The 24,080-nt window shown below is 49.7% G+C and carries 24 protein-coding genes and 1 tRNA gene; 22 read left to right on the forward strand and 3 right to left on the reverse strand.

The window, feature by feature from the left end; translation table 11 throughout:
* Positions 1-63: 63 nt before the first annotated feature.
* The 5 genes from OFAG_RS04090 to OFAG_RS04110 all read left to right on the forward strand — a co-directional run bounded on the left by OFAG_RS04090 (position 64) and on the right by OFAG_RS04110 (position 9,365).
* On the forward strand, positions 64-4,758 hold the full coding sequence (locus OFAG_RS04090; protein WP_005877757.1) for a glutamate synthase-related protein: 4,695 nt from the start codon (positions 64-66) through the stop codon (positions 4,756-4,758).
* A 39-nt stretch (positions 4,759-4,797) separates the two neighbouring features.
* Complete coding sequence (locus OFAG_RS04095) at positions 4,798-6,261, forward strand: glutamate synthase subunit beta (RefSeq protein ID WP_005877755.1); 1,464 nt, start codon at positions 4,798-4,800, stop codon at positions 6,259-6,261.
* Positions 6,262-6,415: 154 nt separating this feature from the next.
* Complete coding sequence (gene dapA / locus OFAG_RS04100) at positions 6,416-7,297, forward strand: 4-hydroxy-tetrahydrodipicolinate synthase (protein ID WP_005877754.1); 882 nt, start codon at positions 6,416-6,418, stop codon at positions 7,295-7,297.
* Positions 7,298-7,378: 81 nt separating this feature from the next.
* A complete protein-coding gene (bamC, locus tag OFAG_RS04105) occupies positions 7,379-8,554 on the forward strand; it encodes an outer membrane protein assembly factor BamC (RefSeq protein WP_005877753.1) in 1,176 nt (391 codons plus the stop codon).
* Between the two features lie 28 nt (positions 8,555-8,582).
* Positions 8,583-9,365 (forward strand): MBL fold metallo-hydrolase, encoded by a 783-nt coding sequence (locus tag OFAG_RS04110; protein ID WP_005877752.1) that lies wholly within the window; start codon positions 8,583-8,585, stop codon positions 9,363-9,365.
* A gap of 78 nt (positions 9,366-9,443) precedes the next feature.
* Here the strand turns inward: OFAG_RS04110 and OFAG_RS04115 are convergent, their stop codons facing one another.
* Complete coding sequence (locus tag OFAG_RS04115) at positions 9,444-9,725, reverse strand: hypothetical protein (protein ID WP_005877751.1); 282 nt, start codon at positions 9,723-9,725, stop codon at positions 9,444-9,446.
* A gap of 602 nt (positions 9,726-10,327) precedes the next feature.
* Here OFAG_RS04115 and OFAG_RS04125 point away from each other — a divergent pair.
* The 13 genes from OFAG_RS04125 (at position 10,328) to OFAG_RS04180 (ending at position 19,813) form a co-directional block, all read left to right on the forward strand.
* Positions 10,328-10,858: an FKBP-type peptidyl-prolyl cis-trans isomerase gene (locus tag OFAG_RS04125; RefSeq protein ID WP_020994836.1), complete on the forward strand. Its 531-nt coding sequence runs from the start codon at positions 10,328-10,330 to the stop codon at positions 10,856-10,858.
* 87 nt (positions 10,859-10,945) lie between these two features.
* Positions 10,946-11,698: a triose-phosphate isomerase gene (tpiA, locus tag OFAG_RS04130; protein WP_005877749.1), complete on the forward strand. Its 753-nt coding sequence runs from the start codon at positions 10,946-10,948 to the stop codon at positions 11,696-11,698.
* Between the two features lie 38 nt (positions 11,699-11,736).
* On the forward strand, positions 11,737-12,147 hold the full coding sequence (secG, locus tag OFAG_RS04135; protein WP_005877748.1) for a preprotein translocase subunit SecG: 411 nt from the start codon (positions 11,737-11,739) through the stop codon (positions 12,145-12,147).
* 71 nt (positions 12,148-12,218) lie between these two features.
* Positions 12,219-12,303, forward strand: a tRNA-Leu gene (locus tag OFAG_RS04140).
* Positions 12,304-12,479: 176 nt separating this feature from the next.
* A complete protein-coding gene (locus OFAG_RS04145; protein ID WP_005877747.1) occupies positions 12,480-13,748 on the forward strand; it encodes a tyrosine-type recombinase/integrase in 1,269 nt (422 codons plus the stop codon).
* Between the two features lie 139 nt (positions 13,749-13,887).
* Positions 13,888-14,508 carry a hypothetical protein gene (locus OFAG_RS04150; protein WP_020994837.1) on the forward strand — a complete coding sequence of 207 codons (621 nt, stop codon included), beginning with the start codon at positions 13,888-13,890 and terminating at the stop codon, positions 14,506-14,508.
* A gap of 132 nt (positions 14,509-14,640) precedes the next feature.
* Positions 14,641-14,841 (forward strand): helix-turn-helix transcriptional regulator, encoded by a 201-nt coding sequence (locus OFAG_RS13215; RefSeq protein ID WP_020994838.1) that lies wholly within the window; start codon positions 14,641-14,643, stop codon positions 14,839-14,841.
* A 12-nt stretch (positions 14,842-14,853) separates the two neighbouring features.
* Positions 14,854-15,564 carry a KilA-N domain-containing protein gene (locus OFAG_RS12735; RefSeq protein ID WP_005877746.1) on the forward strand — a complete coding sequence of 237 codons (711 nt, stop codon included), beginning with the start codon at positions 14,854-14,856 and terminating at the stop codon, positions 15,562-15,564.
* A gap of 11 nt (positions 15,565-15,575) precedes the next feature.
* A complete protein-coding gene (locus tag OFAG_RS04160; protein WP_005877745.1) occupies positions 15,576-15,893 on the forward strand; it encodes a helix-turn-helix domain-containing protein in 318 nt (105 codons plus the stop codon).
* A gap of 116 nt (positions 15,894-16,009) precedes the next feature.
* Positions 16,010-16,432 carry a hypothetical protein gene (locus OFAG_RS04165; protein ID WP_005877744.1) on the forward strand — a complete coding sequence of 141 codons (423 nt, stop codon included), beginning with the start codon at positions 16,010-16,012 and terminating at the stop codon, positions 16,430-16,432.
* A gap of 254 nt (positions 16,433-16,686) precedes the next feature.
* Entirely contained in the window at positions 16,687-17,214 is a 528-nt protein-coding gene (locus tag OFAG_RS04170) for a hypothetical protein (RefSeq protein WP_020994840.1), read from the forward strand.
* An 11-nt stretch (positions 17,215-17,225) separates the two neighbouring features.
* Positions 17,226-18,950: a phage tail tip lysozyme gene (locus tag OFAG_RS04175; protein ID WP_005877739.1), complete on the forward strand. Its 1,725-nt coding sequence runs from the start codon at positions 17,226-17,228 to the stop codon at positions 18,948-18,950.
* Entirely contained in the window at positions 18,947-19,813 is an 867-nt protein-coding gene (locus OFAG_RS04180) for a baseplate hub protein (RefSeq protein ID WP_005877737.1), read from the forward strand. Before OFAG_RS04175 ends, OFAG_RS04180 begins: the two co-directional genes overlap by 4 nt.
* Positions 19,814-19,914: 101 nt before the next feature.
* Here the strand turns inward: OFAG_RS04180 and OFAG_RS04185 are convergent, their stop codons facing one another.
* Positions 19,915-20,202, reverse strand: coding sequence for a type II toxin-antitoxin system HicB family antitoxin (locus tag OFAG_RS04185; protein ID WP_005877735.1), 288 nt, complete (start codon positions 20,200-20,202; stop codon positions 19,915-19,917).
* Positions 20,203-20,481: 279 nt separating this feature from the next.
* On the opposite strand from OFAG_RS04185, the gene OFAG_RS04190 reads away from it, so the two are divergent.
* Positions 20,482-20,766 carry a hypothetical protein gene (locus OFAG_RS04190; protein ID WP_005877733.1) on the forward strand — a complete coding sequence of 95 codons (285 nt, stop codon included), beginning with the start codon at positions 20,482-20,484 and terminating at the stop codon, positions 20,764-20,766.
* Positions 20,767-21,672: 906 nt separating this feature from the next.
* On the opposite strand, the gene OFAG_RS04200 is transcribed toward OFAG_RS04190, so the two are convergent.
* Positions 21,673-22,320, reverse strand: coding sequence for a tetratricopeptide repeat protein (locus OFAG_RS04200; RefSeq protein ID WP_051346997.1), 648 nt, complete (start codon positions 22,318-22,320; stop codon positions 21,673-21,675).
* A 192-nt stretch (positions 22,321-22,512) separates the two neighbouring features.
* Between OFAG_RS04200 and OFAG_RS04205 the strand changes: the two genes are divergently transcribed.
* The 3 genes from OFAG_RS04205 (at position 22,513) to OFAG_RS04215 (ending at position 24,073) form a co-directional block, all read left to right on the forward strand.
* Positions 22,513-22,842: a helix-turn-helix domain-containing protein gene (locus tag OFAG_RS04205; protein ID WP_005877729.1), complete on the forward strand. Its 330-nt coding sequence runs from the start codon at positions 22,513-22,515 to the stop codon at positions 22,840-22,842.
* A gap of 388 nt (positions 22,843-23,230) precedes the next feature.
* Complete coding sequence (gene ndhC, locus OFAG_RS04210; protein WP_005877727.1) at positions 23,231-23,590, forward strand: NADH-quinone oxidoreductase subunit A; 360 nt, start codon at positions 23,231-23,233, stop codon at positions 23,588-23,590.
* Positions 23,591-23,593: 3 nt separating this feature from the next.
* Positions 23,594-24,073, forward strand: coding sequence for a NuoB/complex I 20 kDa subunit family protein (locus OFAG_RS04215; RefSeq protein WP_005877725.1), 480 nt, complete (start codon positions 23,594-23,596; stop codon positions 24,071-24,073).
* Positions 24,074-24,080 lie beyond the last annotated feature (7 nt).

Genomic DNA, 24,080 nt, shown 5'->3' on the forward strand with positions numbered 1-24,080 from the left:
TTGTGTTGGCCAAAAAAACGGTTTACCCTGTTTGCGTCAATCCAAGAACGAGTAGGAGTTTGTATGTGTGCGCAAGGGTTATATCGTCCTTCTTTCGAGCACGATGCCTGTGGTGTCGGGTTTGTCGCCCATATCAGGGGTATCAAAAGTCATTCCATTGTCGAGCAGGGATTACTCATTCTGAAAAATCTCGACCATCGGGGCGCGGTCGGCGCCGACAAGATGATGGGCGACGGCGCCGGTATCCTGATCCAGATACCCGACCGCTTTTACCGGGAAGAGATGGCGAAGCAGGGTGTAACACTGCCGCCTCCAGGCGAATACGGTGTGGGGATGATCTTCTTGCCAAAGGAACATGCGTCCAGACTGGCTTGCGAAAAGGAAATAGAACGGGCCGTCCGGGCTGAAAAACAGGTGGTTCTGGGATGGCGGGATGTTCCGGTCAACCGTGACATGCCCATGTCTTCCAAGGCGCGGGAAAAAGAACCCGTTATCCGCCAGATTTTTATCGGGCGCGGGCCGGATATTATGGTGACCGATGCGCTGGAACGGAAACTGTTTGTCATCAGGAAGACGGCAGGACACGCCATTCAGGCGCTGGATCTGAAACATTGCAAGGAATTTTTCGTTCCCTCCATGTCGGCGAGGACGATCGTGTACAAGGGACTGCTTCTGGCCGATCAGGTACAGGGTTACTATCTCGACTTGCAAGACGAACGCTGCGTGTCTGCGCTGGCGATGGTTCATCAGCGTTTTTCGACAAATACGTTTCCGGAGTGGCCGCTCGCTCACCCTTACCGCCTGATCGCGCATAACGGTGAAATCAATACGGTCAAGGGCAATTTCAACTGGTTCCGCGCCCGTGAAGAGATGATGAATTCGGCGGTTTTGGGGGAAGATTTGAAAAAGCTTTATCCGCTGATGTATGACGGACAGTCGGATACGGCCTGCTTCGACAATGCGCTGGAACTGCTGGTCATGTCGGGTTATTCGCTGGCGCATGCGATGATGATGATGATTCCGGAAGCCTGGGAAAACCATCAGCTGATGGACGACAACCGTCGCGCTTTCTATGAGTATCACGCCGCCATGATGGAACCCTGGGATGGTCCTGCGGCGATTGCCTTTACGGATGGCCGCCAGATCGGAGGCGTTCTGGACAGAAACGGTCTTCGGCCGGCACGATATGTCGTCACCGACGACGATCTGGTTGTCATGGCTTCCGAAACGGGCGTACTTCCAATCCCCGAAACCCACATCATCAAAAAGTGGCGTTTGCAACCGGGCAAAATGTTCCTGATCGATCTCGATGCCGGCCGTATCATTGACGACAAGGAAATCAAGGATATTTATGCCAATGCCAGGCCGTATCGTGCATGGACGAATTCGGTCTGCATCAGGCTGCACGATCTGAAAGAACACGCGCACGATACGGTTCATTCCGACGTTCCGTTAAGGCTGAGGCAGGAAGCCTTCGGCTATACGCAGGAAGATCTGAAAATCGTCTTGCCGCCGATGGCGCTGAACGGAGAAGAAGCCATCGGTTCGATGGGGAACGATGCGCCTCTGGCCGTTTTGTCCCATCGTCCGAAGCCGCTCTATAACTATTTCAGGCAATCTTTCGCGCAGGTGACCAATCCGCCGGTCGATCCGATCCGCGAAGAAATCATCATGTCCCTGCTGTCTTACATCGGGCCGAAACCGAATGTGCTGGATACGAATAATGTCAATCCGCAAATGCGGCTGGAAGCATCGCAGCCGGTTCTGGGTTTTGCGGAAATGGCCAGCATTCGCAATATCGACGCCTATACCAGCGGAAAATTCCGTTCGTATGAACTGAACATTTGCTATCCCTTGTCCTGGGGAAAAATCGGTATTGAAGCGCATCTGGCCTCTTTGTGTGCCGAAGCGGTCGATGCGGTCAAGTCGGGGCATAACATCCTGATCGTTTCAGACCGGATGATCGGGCCCGACAGCCTGGCCATTCCGGCGCTTCTGGCTACATCGGCCATTCATCAGGATCTGGTTGCCAAGGGATTGCGCGCCTCGACCGGTCTGGTGGTGGAAACCGGGTCGGCAAAGGAAACGCATCATTTCGCGCTGCTTGCCGGCTATGGAGCCGAAGCCGTGCATCCGTACCTGGTTCTTGAAACCCTCTCCGATCTGGCGCCGCAATTGTCTGCCGATCTGACAGCGGAAAAAGCGCAGGCCAATTTCATCAAGGCGATCGACAAGGGCCTCATGAAAATCATGTCGAAAATGGGCATTTCGACCTATCGTTCCTATTGCGGCGCGCAGATTTTCGAAGCGATCGGCCTTTCGTCGGCACTGGTGGACAAGTATTTCAAGGGTACCGTTTCCAGCGTTGGAGGAATGGGGATTTTCGAAATTGCGGAAGAATCCTTGCGCTTGCATCAGCAGGCCTTCCAGAGCCGCCGGCAGCCGGTCCGTTTTCTGGATGTGGGCGGTGAATACGCTTTCCGCAAACAGGGCGAAGAACACATGTTCACGCCGGACGCCATCGCCAAGTTGCAACATTCCACACGGGCGAACAATTACGCGACCTACAAGGAATATGCGCAGATCGTTAACGACCAGTCGCGTCGCCAGATGACCTTGCGCGGACTGTTTGAATTCCGGTTCGATCCGGCCAGAGCCATTGCCATTGATGAGGTTGAACCGGCAAAAGAGATTGTCAAACGGTTCGCGACAGGCGCCATGTCGCTGGGTTCCATCAGTGCGGAAGCGCATGCCTCGCTGGCCATTGCGATGAACCGGATCGGCGGCAAATCGAATACCGGGGAAGGCGGCGAAGACCCGCGGCGCTATGAAAACGAACTGGCCGGCATTCCGATCAAGAAAGGCGAAACCCTGTCATCCATTCTGGGCAAAGACCGGATTGTTTCCGATATCGAATTGCAGGAAGGCGATTCCTTGCGTTCGAAAATCAAGCAGGTCGCTTCCGGCCGCTTTGGCGTCACAGCCGAATATCTGAATTCGGCTGATGAAATCCAGATCAAGATGGCGCAGGGCGCCAAGCCGGGTGAAGGCGGACAATTGCCGGGCGGCAAAGTGTCCGAATACATTGCCAGCATGCGTTTTTCGGTGCCGGGAGTCGGGCTGATTTCACCTCCGCCTCATCACGATATCTATTCCATCGAGGATCTGGCCCAGCTGATTCATGACCTGAAAAACGTCAACCCGCGTGCCACCATTTCGGTCAAGCTGGTATCGGAAGTCGGCGTCGGCACGATTGCGGCCGGTGTCGCCAAAGCCAAGGCAGACCATATCGTGATTGCCGGTCATGACGGCGGTACCGGGGCGTCGCCGCTGTCGTCGATCAAACATACCGGCTCGCCCTGGGAAATCGGTCTGGCGGAAGCGCAGCAAACGCTGGTGCTGAACAATTTGCGCGGCCGGGTTCGCATTCAGGCGGACGGCCAGATGAAAACCGGACGCGATGTCGTCATTGCCGCGATTCTGGGAGCGGACGAAGTCGGTTTCGCGACTGCTCCACTGGTTACGCAAGGGTGCATCATGATGCGCAAGTGCCATCTGAATACCTGCCCGGTGGGTGTGGCGACTCAGGATCCGGAACTCAGAAAAAAATTCAGCGGCAAACCGGAATACATTGTCAACTATCTGTTTTTCGTTGCTGAGGAGATGCGGCAGATCATGGCGCAGCTCGGTATCCGGAAATATGACGAATTGATCGGCCGGGTCGATCTTCTGGAAAAATCGGAGGCGATTACGGGCTGGAAAGAAGCGGGGCTGGATTTCAGCCGCCTTTTCCACGATCCGGCAGTCGATGCAAGCGTTCACAAACGGCATCAGGAAGAACAGGATCACGGTCTGGAAAAATCCATCGATCACCGATTGATTCTCCAGTCTGCCATCGCCTTGGAAAAGAAGGAAAAAATTTCGTTCATCTATCCGATCAAAAACGCCAATCGCAGCGTCGGTGCGATGCTTTCCGGGGAAGTCGCGCGTCGCTACGGACATGACGGGTTGCCGGACGACACCATCCATATCCAGTTGCAGGGAACAGCGGGCCAGTCGGTCGGTTCTTTCCTGGCGCATGGCATCACGCTGGATCTGGTCGGGGAGGCCAACGATTACGTCGGCAAGAGTCTCTCCGGAGGACGCATTATCGTACGGCCTCATGCCCAGTTTCGCGGGCAGCCTGAAAAGAACATGATTGCCGGCAATACTGTTCTGTACGGCGCTGTCTCAGGCGAGGCCTATTTCTATGGTATTGCGGGTGAAAGGTTTGCCGTACGCAACTCGGGCGCGGTCGCGGTTGTGGAAGGATGCGGCGATCACGGCTGCGAGTATATGACAGGCGGTACGGTGGCTATTCTCGGGGAGACCGGACGCAATTTTGCGGCCGGCATGTCCGGCGGTGTCGCTTACGTTTACGATCCTGACAGATCGTTCGAACGCAAGTGCAACTTGTCTATGGTAACGCTGGAGCCGGTGCTTTCGTGTTTCGAACAGGAAGCGACGGTGGAAAAAGCGGTATGGCACCGGATGACGCGCCATGAAGAACCACAAACCGATGAAGTCATTTTGAAGCGTCTGATCGAAAATCATTTCACCTGTACCGGCAGCCTGACAGCGCGCAGATTGCTGGAAGGGTGGTCGAATTGCAGACAGCATTTCGTCAAGGTTTTTCCGCTGGAATACCGTCGGGCCTTGCAGGATCTGTATGAAGGACAGAAAAAGGTGAGAGAGAACGCGGCTTTGGCGATTGCCTAGCACGGATATGGGGTAAAACAAGCGGGTAGAGGTGAAGATATGGGAAAAATAACAGGGTTCATGGAATTCGAACGTATTGAGGAAACGCATCTGGAACCGCAGGAAAGGATCAAGAATTACCGGGAATTCACCATGACACTGGCCGATGAACAGGCACGGCAACAGAGCGCGCGTTGTATGGATTGTGGCATTCCGTTTTGCAATAACGCTTGCCCGGTCGGCAATCTGATCCCGGATTTTAACGATCAGGTTTATCACGGCAGTGATGAAGAAGCTCTGGAAAAACTGCAGGCGACAAATAACTTCCCCGAATTTACCGGCCGTGTCTGTCCAGCCTTGTGCGAACCGGCCTGTTCACTCGGTCTGATCAGGGAGCCGGTCGGTATTCGTTCGATTGAACGATTCATTGCGGAAAAGGGGTGGGAAAACGGCTGGATCATTCCACAGCCGCCCGTAAGCAAGACCGGGAAAAAGGTCGCGGTGGTGGGTTCGGGGCCTGCCGGACTGGCGGCAGCGCAGCAACTGGCGCGTATCGGGCACGATGTGACCGTTTTCGAAAAGAACGACCGGATAGGGGGACTGTTGCGTTACGGTATTCCCGATTTCAAGCTGGAAAAAAGGGTGATTGACCGGAGGCTGGAACAGATGGTGTCGGAAGGGGTGGTTTTTCGTACCGGGGTTCTGGTCGGGAAAACGGTGCCTTCATCCATTCAGAATATGGCAAAAGAAACGGTCGATCCCGAAACGCTGAAACGCGAATTCGATGCCGTGATTCTGGCATGCGGAGCGGAACAGCCGCGGGAACTGGATGTACCGGGTTCGGATTTGCAAGGCGTGTATTTTGCCATGGAATATTTGTGCGCGCAGAACCGGAAAGATGCGGGCGACAAATCCCGGAACCGGTTCAGCGCGGAAGGCAAGCGGATTGTCATTATCGGTGGGGGCGATACCGGTTCCGATTGCGTCGGGGTCGCCAACCGGCAGGGCGCCGCCAGCATTTTGCAATTTGACCGCAACGCCCGCTTGCCCGATCAGGTGGACAAGGCGATGACCTGGCCTGACTGGCCCAGAAAGTTCCGGACTTCTTCGTCGCAGGAGGAAGGCTGCGAGCGTGACTTTGGGATTATGACAAAACGGATCGAGGGCAAACGCGGAAGGGTTGAAAAACTCATTGTCTGCCGTGTCGAACAGGACGGCGGAAGATATGTGGAAATTCCGGGAAGCGAATTCGAGATTCCGGCGGATATGATTGTTCTCGCAATGGGGTTCTCCGGCCCGGCGGCGTCTGTTCTGGAGGCATTCGGCGTCAAAAAGGACAGGGCTGGAAATGTTCTGGCGGAAACGGAAGGGAAAAACCGGTTCAGGACGTCGGCAGAAAAAGTGTTTGCGGCGGGGGACGCCCGGCGTGGCCAGTCGCTTGTCGTCTGGGCCCTTCATGAAGGGCGCGAATGCGCGGAGGCCGTGGACTGTTTTCTGATGAAGGAGGCCGCTTTAACAATCTGAAACAAATTTATGGGGCGATTGGCGTATTTTGGCCGGCCTGTGCTGATATATTGTCCGAGTTGAGGTAGTATTATTGCTGTCGTTTCTTAAATTGTGGTGCCATTGATTCCGGTATCCGCTACAATCAATTTTTTTATTTGAAATTCATATCATTATGAAAATTCAGGGCAGTATAGTCGCACTAGTCACTCCAATGAATGCCGACGGTAGCGTCGATCTCGATTGCATGCGCCGGCTGATGGACTGGCATATTGCAGAGGGAACGGATGCTTTCGTTATCGTGGGAACAACGGGTGAATCGCCTACCGTCAATGTCGATGAACATGCCGAGCTGATACGGGTCGCTGTCGAGCATTCCGGCAAACGTGTCCCGATCATTGCGGGCGCAGGGGGCAATGCAACGGCTGAGGCAATCGTGCTGACCCGGTATGCCCAGATGGCGGGTGCGGACGCTTCCCTTCAGGTTGTTCCCTATTATAACAAGCCGACCCAGGAAGGTATGTACCAGCATTTCCGCAGTATTGCCGAAGCGGTCGATCTCCCGATGATTCTGTATAACGTCCCCGGCAGAACGGTGGCGGACATGTCGAACCAGACGATAAAAAGGCTGGCTGAAGTCCCGAACATTATCGGCGTCAAGGACGCGACCGGCAATATCGCGCGCGGCATTGATTTGTTGCGCCAGGTTCCAGACGACTTTTCTGTCTATTCCGGTGACGATTCCACGGCGCTTGCGCTGATGCTCTGCGGCGCGAAAGGCAATATTTCCGTTGTCGCCAATGTCGCTCCGAAAAACATGCATCTGATGTGCGCCGCTGCGATAAAGGGGGATGTCGAAACCGCCTGCAAGCTGAACAGTCTGCTTTTGCCGCTGAGTCAGCAGCTGTTTGTCGAACCGAATCCCGTTCCGGTCAAATGGGCGATGGCAGAAATGGGTATGATTCCTCCGGGCATACGGTTGCCGCTGGTTCCTCTTGCCGAGGAATATCGCGCCGGGGTCAGGAAAGCGCTTGAAGAGTCCGGCGTATTGGCCTGAAACGTATGCGGTGCAATCAACCGTGTCCCGGGTGGGATGAGGTTCCATTGAAAATATAGGAAGGCTTGGAAGCTGAAACGTATGGTTTTTAATAAAAAGGTCGGTTCCGTTCTGATCGGGTCGCTGGCAGTGATCGGGTTGTCTTCGTGCAGTACAGTCAACAGTCTGCTCGAAGCAGACCGGATTGATTACAAGAGTGAAACTTCCCAGACTCCGGGACAAAGACTCGAGATTCCTCCCGATTTGACCCAGCTGCAGCGAGACAACCGTTATACCATTCCTGAAACCGGAACGGTAACGGCTTCGGATTATAACCAGCAAAGGCAGGAAGCGAGACCGACTACGGCAGTGGGGTCGTCGGGCGGGGTAGTGGCGCCTAATGAAGCGACCGATATCCGGATCGAAAAGCATGGAAGCCAGCGCTGGCTGGTCGTCAACCGTTCGCCAGAAACGCTTTGGCCGCAAATCCGGGATTTCTGGCAGGATAACGGTTTCCTGATCAACATCGATTCACCCGATACCGGTATTATGGAAACGGACTGGGCTGAAAACCGGGCCAAGTTGCCGCAGGATTTCATCCGCAAGACGATCGGCAAGGTGTTTGATGCGCTTTATTCGACCGGAGAACGCGACAAGTTCCGGACGCGTCTTGAGCGCAATGCCGATGGAACGACCGATATTTACATCAGCCACAGGGGAGCACAGGAAGAGATTGTCGGGGTTAACAAGGATACGACCATGTGGACGGCGCGTCCTTCCGATCCTGAGCTGGAAGCCGAATTTCTGTCGCGCCTGATGGTTCAGTTAAGCGACATGAACCAGAAGGAAAAGGCCAGAGCCAGAGCGCTTGCCGAACAGAAAACGGTTGTGTTGCCTTCCAGGGCGACACTGGTCAAGGGATCCGACAGTTCCAAAGTCGTTGTTGACGAGACGTTCGACCGGACATGGCGGCGGGTCGGTCTGGCACTGGATCGGGTCGGGTTTACCGTTGAAGACAGGGATCGTTCGAAGGGCCTGTATTTCGTCCGGTATGTCGATCAGGATAGCGACGCGAAGAATACACCTGAAAAAGAAAAAGGATTCTTCTCGAATCTGTTCTCTTTCTCCGAGAAAGAAAAATACGCCCAGCGTTACCAGATTTTGATTCATGAAGCGGATGCCAAGAGTGAAATCGTCGTGCTGGATGACAAGGGGCAGCCCGAGAAAACGTCTACGGGCAGAAAGATCATGAATTTGCTTTACGAACAGTTAAGATAACGACATTGTTTGACGATAACGGCCAGCCTTGAAATTGACGAGTCTGGGAAGCGGCAGCAAGGGTAACTCGCTGCTCGTTTCCGCAAAAGATGGACTGACGACCACGTTCGTGATGGTGGATTGCGGTTTCGGTACGCGCGAAACGGTGCGCCGTCTGGAACGTGTCGGTTGTTCCCCCTCGGATTTGTCTGCCCTGATCGTAACGCATGAACACAGCGACCATGCCGGCGGCGTTCTGGCGTTTGCGCGCCGTCACCGGATTCCGGTCTGGATGAGTTATGGTACTTTCCAGGCGCTTGGAAAAGATTTTTCGGAAATCGATCTCTCTTTCTGTCGCGATGGCGACTGTTTTAACGTGGGCGATCTTCAGATATCGGCCTTTACCGTTTCCCATGACGCAAAAGAACCCTTGCAGTTTCATATGACCGATGGGGCAGTCAAGTTCGGCATGCTGACCGATACCGGACAAACAACGCCGCATATACTGAATGCGCTTTCCGGATGTGACGCCTTGATGGTGGAATGCAATTATGACGATCTTATGCTGAAAAATTCGTCCTATCCTTTTTATCTTAAAAAACGTATCGGCAGTATTTACGGGCATTTATCCAATCATTGCGCAGGAGAGTTCCTTGCACAGATCGATCAATCGCGTCTGAAAAAAGTCATCGGCGCCCATTTAAGCCAGAACAACAATTTTCCTGAACTGGCAAAACAGGCGATTGATGCCTCGGTCGATACGAAGAAAATCGAGGTGATTGTAGCAGGACAGAATGACGGATTCGAATGGGTGGAAGTGACGGGCCGCTGACAGTGGTGTCATTTGCCTGAGGTTCGTTAATAAAAAAAGCCGATCTTCCGATCGGCTTTTTCTCAGACGAAGCAGGAATTATTTCTTGGCAGCGTCTTTGGCAGCAGCGGCAGCGTCTTTAGCAGCGGCGCCTGCATCTTTAGCGGCATCCTTAGCGTCCTTGGCTGCATCTTTAGCAGCGTCTTTGGCTTCAGCAGCAGCTGGAGCGGCAGCAGCAGGAGCAGCAGCGTCTTTAGCGGGAGCGGCAGGAGCGGCAGCTGGAGCAGCTTCAGCTGCTTTTTTGTCAGCAGGTTTTTCACCAACTTTACATGCGGTCAGAGCAAGAGCCATCAGGCCAACGAGCAATAAAGACTTTTTCATTTGTAATCCTTAATTAAATAATTAGGTTAATTACCGGTAATTTGTATACTACTTTAAATAGAAGACTGCCTAATGCCGATACCTGACGTACCTGTTACATTGACAACCTCCTAATGAAGCTGATTATAGCCACTTTTTTGTCATTGTAGCCTCTCCTTCCGGTGTTTTTGCATCTGTTTTGCAATCTCGCAACAGGTTTGACGCTTTCTTCAAACGCTTTATGTCCATTTAAACGAACAATGGGGGAATCGGGAGCCATGTAGCTGAAAACCTCATACGGTTTTTTCTGCCTTTCGAGAGGATTTTTTGTTCCAAAACAAATGTTTGCGCGTATTTTGAGGAGGTGTGCGGAATAAGGCGCCGACGAGCGTCCAGGATTTTTCTTTTTTGTTTCTTTCTGTCAAATTTTATGGGAAGCGGATTTAAAAAAATCAAAAAATATACAAATAGTCTGGCGAAGAGGGCGGGGAGACCGTTATGAAAAACGATATAAATCCCGCTTATCAATAATATAGATAAATCCGATATCCGATTTTTAATGTCGTCTGAAGCGGGTATAATTTTTGCGATCCATATTGAAACAAAGGCCATCCGGAGAAAAAATGAAAATTGCCAAGAATACGGTCGTTACCGTTCACTACAAGTTGTCCGATGCACAGAACAATCTGCTGGAAGATGGTCAGGAACCGATCATTTACCTTCATGGCGGGTATGACGATACGCTTCCCGCCCTTGAAAAAGCACTGGATGGAAAGGAAGCCGGTTACAAAACGATGATTCAGGTCGAACCGGAAGAAGCGTTTGGCGAATACGATCCTCTCCTGGTGAGAGTGGAAAACCGGGATCGTTTTCCGGCTCCGCTGGAAGTCGGGATGCAGTTTGAAGGCATGCCCGAAAGTGCCGATGCCGGAGAGGAGCCCGCTATCTATGTCGTGACAGACATTGCTGACGACAAAGTCGTTCTGGACGGCAATCATCCATTGGCGGGAATTGCCCTGCGTTTTGAGTTAACGGTAACGGATGTCAGAGCCGCAACCGAAAAAGAAATCGAACGCGGGCATGTCAACGATTTTGACGATCCCGACGATGAAGAGGATGGAAGCAGCCAGTTCAGAAGTATTGTGTTGCACTGAACAGGATAGTCCGATTTGAAGAACTTTGATTGACCGGGGCTATTTTATCACGCTAAAATAATTGATTGCTTGAATTCAGGGAGCAACATGGCGCGTAAACTGATTGTCGGAAACTGGAAAATGAATGGCAGCCTCGCCATGAATGCCGAATTGCTAAACGGTATCAGGACAGGTCTTGCGGGCATTGACTGCGATCTGGCGATCTGTGTGCCTTTTCCTTATCTGGCGCAAAGTCATGAAGCGCTGGAGGGAACCGGTATCGCCCTTGGAGCGCAAGATGTATCGGCCCACGCCGTCGGGGCATATACCGGGCAGGTTTCGACCCGCATGTTGCTCGATTTCGATTGCAAATACGTTATCGTCGGCCATTCCGAGCGGCGGGAGTACTGCAACGAGTCAGATGAGCTGGTTGCCAACAAGGTTCAGCGTGCGCTGGCTGGCGGTTTGACGCCTATTGTGTGTGTGGGGGAGTCCCTGAGGGAAAAAGAAGACGGAAAAACGGCAGAAGTGGTTGGCAGACAGATCGGGGCGGTGCTTTCCGTGCTCGAAGAAAGGGAAGTTTGCGATATCGTCGTCGCTTATGAACCGGTCTGGGCAATCGGCACCGGAAAAACGCCGACTCCCACCATGGTTGAAGACGTCCATGCCTTGTTGCGCGAATGGATGGTCGGAAAGAATCCGGATGCCGGAGAGTGCGTGAGAATATTGTATGGCGGCAGTATGAAGCCTTCGAATGCGGGAGATTTTTTGCAGAGGCCCGATATTGATGGCGGATTGATTGGCGGCGCTTCGCTGAAAGCCGAGGATTTTCTGGCGATTGCCCGGCAGGCGTCCCGGTAAGGAACATTTAGTCAAACCAGAGGAAATGCAGGAAAAACATGCTGTATAACATTACCATTATTGTACAAGTCTTATCCGCGCTGGCCATTATCGTGCTGGTTTTGATGCAGCATGGCAAGGGTGCCGATATGGGGGCCGCTTTCGGTGCTGGCGGCGGATCTTCGGGCAGTATTTTCGGCGCCTCCGGTTCTTCAAATTTCCTGTCCAAATCGACAGCCATAGCGGCAGTCGTGTTTTTTGTTTCGACACTGGCGATGGCTTATTTGGGACATTACCGCGCTCCTGCGCAAAGCGGGGTTATCGAAAAACTGCAATCGGTGACGACTCCTGCTCCGGTACAGGAAGCGCCTGCTGAACCGGCGGTTTCGAAGGAAGCTTCCGGAGCGGCTGCCATTCCCGGCGCCCAACAGACTGTTCCTGCGAACCCAGGCGAAAATACGTCAAAATAAAGCATGCGCGTTCCTTTTTCCTCACAAAAACTTGAAGAAAAAGGAAGTTGCTGAGATAATCTAGCTCCTGCGCCGACGTGGTGGAATTGGTAGACACGCTATCTTGAGGGGGTAGTGGCGAAAGTCGTGCGAGTTCAAGTCTCGCCGTCGGCACCAACAGCTAGTTCAAAGCAGTCTTATACAGTATAAAAACCCGTGTAAAACCAGGTGTTTACGCGGGTTTTTTGTTTTTTGTGGTATTGCGACGTTCTATGCAATCCGGCTCTTTTGGGTATATATTTGGGTATAGATTGGATATACCCATTTCCGCATATACCCAAAAAGGCTGCATAATGGCAAAACTCATCATTCCTCTGAACCCAAAACGGATCGATAACGCCAAACCCAAAGAAAAAAGCTACTCACTCTTTGATGGAGGTGGTCTGTACGTGGAAGTGTCCCCAAGGGGTTCCAAACTCTGGCGAATGAAGTTTCGGTTGAACGGAAAAGCTGGACTGTTATCCTTTGGCAAATATCCCGATGTATCGTTACAGCAAGCCAGAACAAAACGTGAAGAAGCCAGAAAGCAGATAACCGCGGGCATAGATCCACGCGAAGCGAAAAAGGAACAGGAGCGCCAGCAGTTGGAACAGGAAGCTGCCAAAGCCTTTCATGGTCAAAATACCTTCCAGAAGATTGCATTACGCCTTCACACCAGCAAACAGGGTAGAACAACCGACTATTACCGCAACAAGATGCTTCGCCAGTTTGAAATCCATCTGTTCCCCGTCATTGGTGAAAAGAATATCAGGGACATTGAAGGCAAAGAACTGTTCGATATTTTCAAGAGCATTGCTGAAAAGACGAACAAGGAAGGCAAAACAATGACCTATATGGCAAAGAAATTGTGCCAGTGGACAGCTGAGGTTTACGACTTGGCTAACATGGAAAATAGCAGTTTTGCCATGAACAATCCTTGCCGTTCCATTATCAAGTTCCTGCCGAAACATGAAACCGAACATATGGCGCGAATTGGGTTTTCTGACTTGCCAAACTTCATCCATGCGCTGGAAGCATATGGTGGCCATATCCTGACGAAATCAGCCATCTGGATGTTGCTCTACACCGGCATGAGACAGGCCAGCATCAGGCGCGCTACATGGTCAGATTTCGATTTGAACGTAGCCATATGGAAACGCAAGCCGGAGAAAACAGACAAAACCATTCATGAAATACCGTTGCCCGAACAGGCCATTAAATTGCTGAACAATATTAATCCGCTAACAGGCGGCAATCCTGACAATCTGGTTTTTCCGAGTGTGTATGAAAACAGACTGAAAATGAGTGAAGCGGCAATAGGGCAGGCCATTGAACGCATGGGTTTTGCCATGACGGGACACGGTTTGCGTGGTGTGGTCAGTACGGGTTTAAATGAGCTTGGGTTCAATCCAAGACTGGTAGAGGTGCAGTTGGGGCACAAGAAAAGCGACGCCATCGAAGCAGCCTATAACGATGCAAGACACTTTGCAGACCGGCGCAAGATGATGCAACGGTGGGCGGATTATCTCGATAATCTGAAAACAATGGCAAAAATAATCCCGATGAGAGGAAACGCGGCATGATCATGTGATCATGCTAAACACTACTCAACGCCAGTCTCAATCGTTTGGTTTTTGAGAATATCTTACCCAAGAAACAGGAAACATAACGGGTGAGAAAAGGAGAAGGCGTATAAGAAACGCCCATGAAGGAGAAATAGATATGAGCCTATCTGAAGCAAACATTGAGCGGCATAACGAAATCGTTAAAAAAGTTGAGAAGGTAATCAAAGACTGTTTCCCGGAAGCATTTAAAACAGATGGCAGTTCTATTCCGTATGTATTTGTTTTGCCAGAAAAATATGCCCGTTATTACATAATAATCAACCAAAATACACCAGCCTTTTCAGCTAAGGGCAAAGCATCATTACAAAAACTTCAAAGGCACTTAAAAGAGGTATCAAAAATCTTAAATAATCTTCCGGCGGCGGAACGTAGAGCACTGAATGAAAAATTTGATTTTAGAGCTGGATTAGGAATATATGCAGCGGCAACAATAGACTTAACGTGTGCAGCAAACCGAACAATACAGGACATACACCTCTCAAAGGGGCGAAAAAAGAATCCATATTACGAATTGGTTGCAGAAATGGGAAGAGATTTTCAATGTGTCACCGGAAATGCGCCGCGCCTCAGTAGGAACCCATGTGACAATAAGCCAACAGGCAAATTCTACAGCTTTGTTAAGGGAATGTTTGAAGTACTGGGGTTAAATTATAAAGCGAACATTGAGGAGGCAATTAAAGCCATGCAAATTGATGGAGAAAAGCCTAATTGTTGGTAATGATCCAAATTGGATAATGGGGAAAAATATAGCGGAATTTTTTTATTTTCCCCATTTTCTCAATCTCTTGCGAACCTTGGAAAATGTCCCTGTACCGCGACGTTACAGCGGGATCAATACAGGAAAGTAATAATGACATCCTTCCAGATATTACGGCTCACACAAGTCAAAGCTTTAACTGGCTTGTCCAAAACATCTCTATACCAGCTCATCAAACAAGGAAAGTTCAAAAAACCCATCCGGCTAGGTGCCCGGTCTGTTGGTTGGCTTCAAACCGACGTTGAAGAATTTATAACGGAACGGGTAAAAGCTAGCCGTCCGGAAATTCAATAAGGAGGTGCATCGATGAAAAACAATGCACTTACTTTTATCGGTAATACACCGTTACGCCGAAACGATGACGGCCTTATTAGCCTGACCGATATATTCAAAGCCTCAGGTGAAAATCAAAATAAATCACCATTGGAATGGGCTCGGTTCGCTGGCCATCAATTTATCGAATTTGTCGCACACAATTTAAATACGGGGAAATCCCGTATTTACAAAACCACACGCGGCAAAAGTGGCGGTACTTATGCCCATTGGCAAATCGCTTTGGCTTATGCCAAATACCTCAGCCACGACCTGCATATGCACGTGAATGAAGCCTACATGCGCTTCAAGACAAACGATATCAGCATGGCAGACGAAATCGCGGACAAAGCCACTCCTGAGCAGCAACTATGGCTTGAGAAGCGATTACAGGGGAAAGCGGCACGCCGCCAATTCACCGACACTCTGAAAGATCATGGAGTGACAGGCATAGGTTACGGTCGATGTACCCATGCTATCCAGACGCCAATAATGGGTGGGTCAAAGGCTCACATCTGCAAAACAAGGGGGCTCAGTAAAAAGGTCAACCTTCGTGATCAGATGAGTGTGGAAGAGTTGATCGCCACATCTATGGCTGAACTGGTCGCCAGCAAGAAAATCACTCAATCCGGAGTTCGCGGAAACACCCCTTGCGCCCAAAAATGCAAATGGGCTGCCGAAAAAGTGGCAAGCCTGCTTAACTGAAGGGGAACGTCATGAACAAAAAAGACAATGGCAAAAAAAAGGCCGCACAGCAGGCGGCCAAACAAAAAAGACAGTTCAATCATACTGATAACAGCGCCTTTTCGCAACGTTTCAAAATACTGTACTGGTTTAAAAACAATCCAAGTCTGACAACGGAACAGGCCAGACGTGAACTTGGCATCATGCACCCTGCCGGTCGTATCAAGGAACTTCGTAAACGGGGCTATAACATCCTGACCCATTGGGATAACTATCCGACAGCAGATGGACAACTCCACAGAATGGCAAAGTATGTTTTGATGAACCGAAAAGGAGGCGAAGATGAATAAGCTCTTCACAAAGGTTCAAAATGGACTTCTGAGCCGTTTTTCGTCGAATCGGACTGGTATCTACCCGGAAAAGGCGTTGAACCAATACGGACTTACTCTCGTCATTTCTGGAAGCCATGAGCAAAAGAGGAAAACGAGCGCTTAAAGAAGCAAGGCAAGCAAGAGGAGGCGGAAGTTTTCTTCCTTTTACATTGCTTCCCTTGCAAAGTGAGCAACTTGCCAGCCTTACCCCTTACGAAGCAAAACTTCTTTTTGACATCATGAGCCAGTGGAGACTTGGAAACAATGGAGACCAGAGCGCAGCATGGGCACTCATGCAAAAGCGAGGATGGCGCTCTAAAGAAACACTTGGCAATGCGCTAAAAGGGCTACTTGAAAAAGGTTTTATTGTTCTGACACGGCAGGGAGGCAGAAATAAATGCAGTCTTTACGGGTTAGGATGGCTAGCTATCGACCAATGCAGCGACAAACTGGATATTCAGCCAACGATGTCACCTGTCACGAAAAACTGGAGGAAATATGAACCCCTTAAAAATTAATTTCCCTGCCCCGCCTAGCGGGGCAATGAGGTGACTTTTTTTCACGATTGACCCGCTAGGCGGGGCACATCTTCAAAAAACAAGCTTCATTGCCCCGTCAGGCGTATCAGTCAGAGCCTTTTTTGAAAACAATTGCCCCGCTAGGCGTACACCTCTATAGAAATACCATCTACCTACATCAAAAATAAAAGGGCCGAATATCAAAAGTACAAGGAAATACTGGTTTGGTCACCATCAGGAAAAGGAAAAACAGAATGAAAGAAGTTACGAACGCAACCGCGCTGAAAACTGTTGTTGAAAAACTGAACAATACTTCAGACGGCTTTTTTTCATGCCTGCTTATTGCCAGCATGATGAATGAAAAGGATTCCTATCAGGAAATAAACCGAGAAGTCGAAAAGTATTGCAAAGCCAACGGTATCGGCAACATCGAAGAAAAACTGTCACAAGTACTTCAATGCGCTTTTTTGTGGGCGGGTCATTTCTGGCAAATAAAAACCGAACAATTCACGCTTTTAACCGAAACCATGAAACGGTTCACAGGAGGCGATATGAACGCGCTTTTTCAAATGCAAGAATCGGACAGGAAACTGAAAGCCAGACTACAAGCGGCAGATGAACTGTTGAACGAGATGTTTTCACCGTTCGGCAATGTCGTGGAACCTGTTCTGAAAATCGCCATGTCTGGGCATTTTGTCAACGAGGACAACGTTTTGGCCGATGGAAAGGCAAAACAGGACATGAAATCGGTTTACCGGGCCATTTTGCAGGAACTGAACTGAGAGGAATAACCATGCAAACAGTTGTTGATTCACTTGTTGTTACGCTAGACCTGGAAGCGTCCAGCCTGAAAAAAGGTCTGGAAGAAGTCGATAGAGGGCTAAAGCAGATCGGCAAAGCCACAGAGAAAACGTCGCGTGAATTTTCCGATATGGGAAGGCAGTTCGACAATGCTCTCCGGAAAATGCGCAATGAGTTCCTGGGCTTCATGTCGGTTTTTACCGCCGGGAAAAGTATCAAGAATTTTGTTGAAGATACGATTCAATCCAGCGCCGAACTTGACCGTCTTTCAAAAAATCTCGGTATTGCCGCCACCCGTTTGCGTGCCTATCAGGACGCCAATAAAAGGGCTGGTGGATCAGAAGAAGGAATATTGGGCCAGATAAAGCGCAATGCGGACGATATTGCACGCTATAACAGCGGTATGGGAATTTCGGAAGCCATCAAGTGGTCGTTGTCCTATGGGGTTCCGGTCACTGCCCTGAAAGATGCTGAAACCTACCTTAAAGCACAATCTGACGTGATTGCACGGATAAACCGGATTGATCCGAACCGGGCAAGAGTATATGCGCAGCAAATGGGACTGGATGAAAACGTTTTCAACCTGATAAAGGATGGAGCGTCCGCGCTTGACGGGTATCTCAAAAATGCGGCAAAACTCTCCGGCATGACCAATAAGGACGCCGCAGCGGCCGAGAAACTCCGGCAGGAATTTAACGACCTTGAAGATGAGTTTCGCAAAACGGGAGAGCGCATTGTATTTGCCCTGAATCCTGCCTTCCGTGAAATCATAGCCATCTGTAAGCAAATGGCACAATGGGTAAATGAAAATCAGGGCGATATCGTTCAGTTCATCACAGATGCCACTGAGCAATTCAAAACATTCGTCAATGCGGTCAAAAGCGGGAAATATGATGAGCAGATTGCCGATATCAAACGGGTCGGCGAAGCGTTTGTGGCGGTAGGATTGACTATTTCATCGGTAGTCGGCTTTTTGAAAGAATGGAAAGCTCTCACAAGCGGGGCAGGCTATGAACTGAAACGTTGGGATTTAACCGAAGGAAACGAAAACGCGCTTTTCAGGGACAACATCGGCCGCAAGGATTTGGACGATCCTAAAAACGTCAAGGCTAGAAAAGAATACTTGTATTACCGGCTGAAAGAGGAAGGTTTTACCGATAATCAGGTATTTGGCATTATTGGAAGTCTGCTTGGTGAAAATGATACGCTTGATCCAGCCCGAAGAGGATTGGGAGGCGCTTACGGTATAGCTCAATGGGAAGACCCGCGACAAAAGGAATTCGAAAAATATTTCGGGCGCAGCATCATCGGAAGTGCTTTTGTTGAACAAGTTGCCTTCAAAATCCACGAACTTCGAACCACCGAGAAAAGGGCGGCTGATTTGATAAGGCAGCAAACTACAGTAGATGGTTCTGCAGTAACCCACAGTGATGAATATGAACGGCCAAACCCGAAAAAAGCGCGTAATAATGTAAGGATTGATTATGCCCGGCAAGTTGCCCGCGAATTCGGGAAGGAACTCTATAACCCGATAAGTGGTATTTCGCCAACCGCTCTGACTGCACAGAACACGACGACTATCAATAATTACAGTCCGCATCTTGGCCCTATTACCATCCGTACTGGTTCTGCAGATCCCAAGGCCATTGTCAAGGAACTGAAAAACAGTTTCCCGAACTATTCAATCAGCAATCAGGCGAACAGGGGGATCAGGTGATTACTGGATTCGTCAAAAGAAAAATTGATGTGACTTTCCGTATGGGTGAGGGTGAGACGGGCGAGAAGCCAGGGCCAGCTATCAAAATATCCGGTTTGCGCGTAGCGACGCGAACCGAATATTACAACGCCGCAATACAAGCCGAATGCCAGATCAGGATATACGGTCTGAAACAATCTCTCATGAATCAGCTTGTTGCAACAGGGTACGGCGCCCATGAAGTCCGAAACAATTCTGTCGTTCTTGAAGCCGGAGATGAGGGCGGCATTATGTCAACCGTATATCATGGCAATATCGTTCGCAGTTATGCTGATTATGCGGCTTTCCCCGATGTCTCACTGAATGTGCATTGTCTGGCGTCCTATTTTGATGCCATGAAGTCTTATCCTTCCAGATCGTACAAAGGAGCGGTGGATGTAGCATCTATCCTTGCCGGGATTGCCAAGGATATCGGTCTTGCGTTTGTCAATGATGGCGTCAACGTCAAACTGACTGACCAGCATCTTACCGGAACAGCCTATGACCAGATACAGAAATGCGCTGAAGCGGCGGGAATTTCATACGTCATCGAATATGGTGAACTTGTTATTTTTCCGAAGAATAGGGAAAGGAACGCGCCAGTCATTCTCATTTCACCACAAACCGGCATGGTGGGATATCCAGCCGTTTCATCTCAGGATATTTCCGTAACCACGCTGTTTAATCCGTCGCTTGCCACCGGCAAAGAAGTAGAGATAAAAAGCGTTTCTACCATTGCTAACGGCAGGTGGGTTATTGTCGGCTTAACGCATGTCCTTGAGAGTGAAGTGCCAGATGGTGCGTGGTTCTCGCAGGTATTTTGCCGAAGAATGGCAGGACGATGATTCTTGGTTAGGTTTTCGCATCTTCTGAGACCCGGCAAGATAATGCCGGGTCTAGTACTTCGTCAGCAGAATAAGCCTTTTGTCATCGTGTGAACGTTCTTTCAATAGGCGCTCTGTTTTGTTGGATAATCAGAAAGATCAACGTTGATCACAGCCCATATCCAGCCTTTGTAATCGTCTTTTATCTGTAAAGCAGAAAAGGGAGAAGCGGAGGGAACTGTTCCGCCGTCGTCAATAACTGTTTCCAGCCACAATTTGGCGGCTTCGTGTGCATTGTCGATCGCTTCTTCCACCGTGTCGCCAGCGGAAAAACAGCCCGGAAGATCAGGAACAACCACACCGAAAGCGGTATCGTCAGTTCCTGGATCAATAGCAATAAGGTATTTCATGGTTTTTCAGTTTGAAGCAGATAAACCAGTATATTGACAATTTCAGAGGGATAACACAAACTGCAAGCCTCTCTTAAGCAAATGCGGTTTTTACGCCCCGTTAGTCTGCGGTTTTTTTATGCCTGTACGTTTCATCGTGCCGGTTCTACCTGTTTATGGTCGGGGTAGAGCATAGCCATACAATACCCCCAAGGGGAAAGCTATACGCGGCTTCATTTGCGCCGAGAGTGCGCCCGACCGCCCGCACAAAAGGTGGTTTCATAATCAAAGGATATCAAAATGAAACCAAAATCATCACTGCAATACAACTACCCAATGGAAATGCTGCACCAGGAATATTTCACCAGTGGCGGAGAAATCTGTCTGACAGGAAGTATGCTGGCCCATCCTTACTTTGTTTCGCCCCTTGGGAAACTGATCGCCCAATTGAAACGCAAGGGCCATAACATTGAAGCATGCGAAACAGAATATAAAGCCATGCAGAAAACGCTAAGGCAGTGGAATAGAGCACTTGAACAACAGGCGTATGAAACAATACGCTTGCGCCATAGCAGAAAAAATTGAGGGAAATCCACCTGTATTAAAATACACATGCCTGAAAATGGCGTACTTCTCTTGCGAGCACCTAATATTCGTTAAGGTTTTTATATTGATGTGCCTTCATCACTCAGCCCAATTTAGGACAGACGATTTCTCCTGTTTGAAGCAAAGGAAAGAGGCTGTAAGGATATGTTCAATTGGTTCGAAAGTAAGCCGGTTCAAAGAGAAGAGCGTCAGTTTCGGCATTCTCCTCATTTTTGAGGAGAACTGGAAGAAACTTGAAAACCAAGAGGTGATTTTTTGGGGTAGCGAACAATAATGGGTATAGATTTGGGTATAAGTTGGAAATGATAATTTGTAAGCATATGATTTTATAGGTAGTTCAATGCTCGCCGTCGCACCAACAGCTAGTTCAAAGCAGTCTTATACAGTCTATAAACCCGTGTAAAACCTTTATGCGGGTTTTTTGTTTTATGCGGCATGGTGACGTTCTATACAATCCGGCTGTTTCAGGTATGTATTTGGATGGAGGTTGAATATACCCGCTTTCGCATTACCCAACAGGCGGCACAATGGCAAAAATCAACGTTCCTCTGACTTGCAAACAAATTGATAACGCCAACCCCGAAGAAAAAAACGGTTTTGGTAGAAGTCGTAAATCCTTGTATGCGTTTACGGTTGCCTGCATGGCGATCTGCCAGAAAACCACATCAACGAAACTGTAGGGGCTTGCCGCTGCACCGGAATCACGTTCAAAGCGGCGCGATAAAATTATAATTCGTAAACCAGGTGTTCACACCGTTTCTTTGTTTGGCGCGATGTGCTTATATGTACTCTGTTTTCCGCAAGAACAGATTGGGATGCATGTTCGGGCGCTGTTTCATGAGCCTGTAATTTGGATGGATGGTTCAGCAGCCGCTTTCGCAACAGTCAGCTATCATTGACCGGGTAGGTTTCCTTGCCGTTTTGTCTTGTACGGAAATATTTTTCCAGAAAGTCCAGTGCAGTCTGGTTATTTTGTTCAGCTGCCCTGGCAAGCCATTCATAAGCCTTGTCACGGTCCCGCCGGCTTCCATATCCGGTGAAATAGCGGTATCCGATCTGATACTGCGCGCGTGCGTCTCCTCGTTCGGCCGCTTGCCGGAACCGCATTGTTGCCTTGTAAGGATTTTTTGAAACGCCACAGCCTTCCTCATGAAGCGTGCCCAGCGCGTACAGTGCAGGCGTATAGTGTTGTCCGGCCGCTTTCATATACCACTTGTATGCCGTTTGGCAGTCTTTTGGGATGCCGTATCCATAATAGTACAAATTGCCCAGCTGGTACTGGGCGCCCGGGTCTGCTTTTTGCGCCGCCTGTAAAAAACAATTTCGGGCTTCCGTCAGGTTTTGCTGTGTTCCTTTGCCTTGCAAATGCATGTGGCCGAGATTGTACAGAGCGTCTTTGTTGCCTTCTTTTGCCGCGAGTTGGAAAAAATGGAAAGCTTTGGAATATTGCCCGTTTCGGTAAGCGATTTCCGCATCCGTATAAGTGTCAGCGAAAGCGATTAGAGAAATACCTGAAAAAACAACACATGCCAATAATTTTCCGCAAGGCAAGAATTTCTCTGGAAAGCGATTACGCATGGTATCTGACAGCCAACTCGGTAAATAAAGGCTTGTATTGTTGAGAACGATCAGGATATTTCTTGATCAAAACCTAAAATGTTACGATAAACGTAGTATCTTGGGCAAGCAAAAATTAAGATCATCGTAGCTATTGAAAGAGCTGCGATGTCTAATTCTTCCAAAACATATCGTTCGGTTTTTTCTTTGCGTTTGAAAGAAGCGCGAGAAAAAGCCGGAATTTCTCAGAGACGGCTCGGAATCGAAGCTGGCATGGATGAATTCGTCGCCAGCACACGCGTCAATCGCTATGAAAAGGGAATCCATGAACCCGATGAGGCGACAGCTGTAAAGCTTGCGCAGGTCTTGAATATTCCTTTGGCTTATTTTTACGCGGATGACGACAGGCTTGCCGAAGTTATTTTACTGTTTAGCTGTTTGCCGGAGCGGGATAAACAGGAATACCTGAAATTTTTACGCGCAAAAATGCCACAGTAGGATGTGTTACTGGACACGGTAAGGCGATAGGGTGAAAAAGGGCCGGATTCCCTTTCGAATGTTCCCGGTTGACGCGATACCGTGAATTTTTGTTCCCGGGGCTTCGCTTTTATAATGAACGCATGAAAAAACGGCAGGAAGCGGGTCAGGCTTGATTGAGTGACACTAATTGATGAACCTGTTCGGGCAAGTCGAGACGTTCTTTTTGGGGAAAATCACGTTTTGGTGTATCATATAGTTTTAGTATGTCTGCCAAACGTTTCTTAAGTCATCGTTCCGGTTTGCTGTTTGTAAGTGAAAAATCAGCGCTGAACCGGTCTTTGGAAATGCGCGCCATATGGGTGGGCCTGTCCCGTCTTTCAACATTTCCTGTATTCAAGCGTTGAACGTGAATCTCGAAAACTACTTCCCCGTTCTGCTTTTTCTTCTGGTTGCCCTGTTTTTCGGTATTTTTTCACTGTTTCTTGGCAGGTTTCTCGCCCCTCACCGGCCCGATTCCGAAAAACTGTCGCCTTATGAATGCGGATTCGCGCCGTTTGAAAATGCCCGCATGAAGTTCGACGTGCGGTTTTACCTGATTGCGATTCTGTTCATCCTTTTCGATCTGGAAACGGCGTTTCTGTTTCCCTGGGCGGCTTCGATGCGCGAGCTGGGCTGGCAGGCTTTTGTCGCTATCATGATTTTTCTGGCGGAACTGGTGGCCGGTTTCTGGTACATATGGAAAAAGGGAGCGCTCAATTGGGAGTAATCTGTGGCGATTGACGGTTTGCTGAACAAGGGGTTTGTCACAACGACGCTGGATACGGCCATCAACTGGCTGCGTACCGGGTCGGTATGGCCGGTCTCGTTCGGGCTGGCCTGTTGCGCTATCGAGATGATGCACAGCAGCGCCTCCCGTTACGATATGGACCGGTTCGGTACCTTTTTCCGCGCTTCTCCCCGCCAGTCTGATCTCATGATCGTGGCCGGCACGCTCTGTAACAAGATGGCCCCGGCCCTGCGCAAGGTATACGACCAGATGGCTGAACCGCGATGGGTTGTGTCAATGGGTTCCTGCGCCAATGGCGGGGGGTATTATCATGATTCCTATTCCGTGGTCAGGGGATGCGACAGGATTGTTCCGGTCGATATTTATGTGCCCGGATGCCCGCCGACTGCCGAAGCTCTTTTGTATGCGCTGATGCAGCTGAGGGGAAAAATCCGGCGTACTTCCACCATCGCACGTCAGTAAAACGGAG

The organism is Oxalobacter paraformigenes (assembly GCF_000158475.2).
Taxonomy (GTDB): domain Bacteria; phylum Pseudomonadota; class Gammaproteobacteria; order Burkholderiales; family Burkholderiaceae_D; genus Oxalobacter; species Oxalobacter paraformigenes.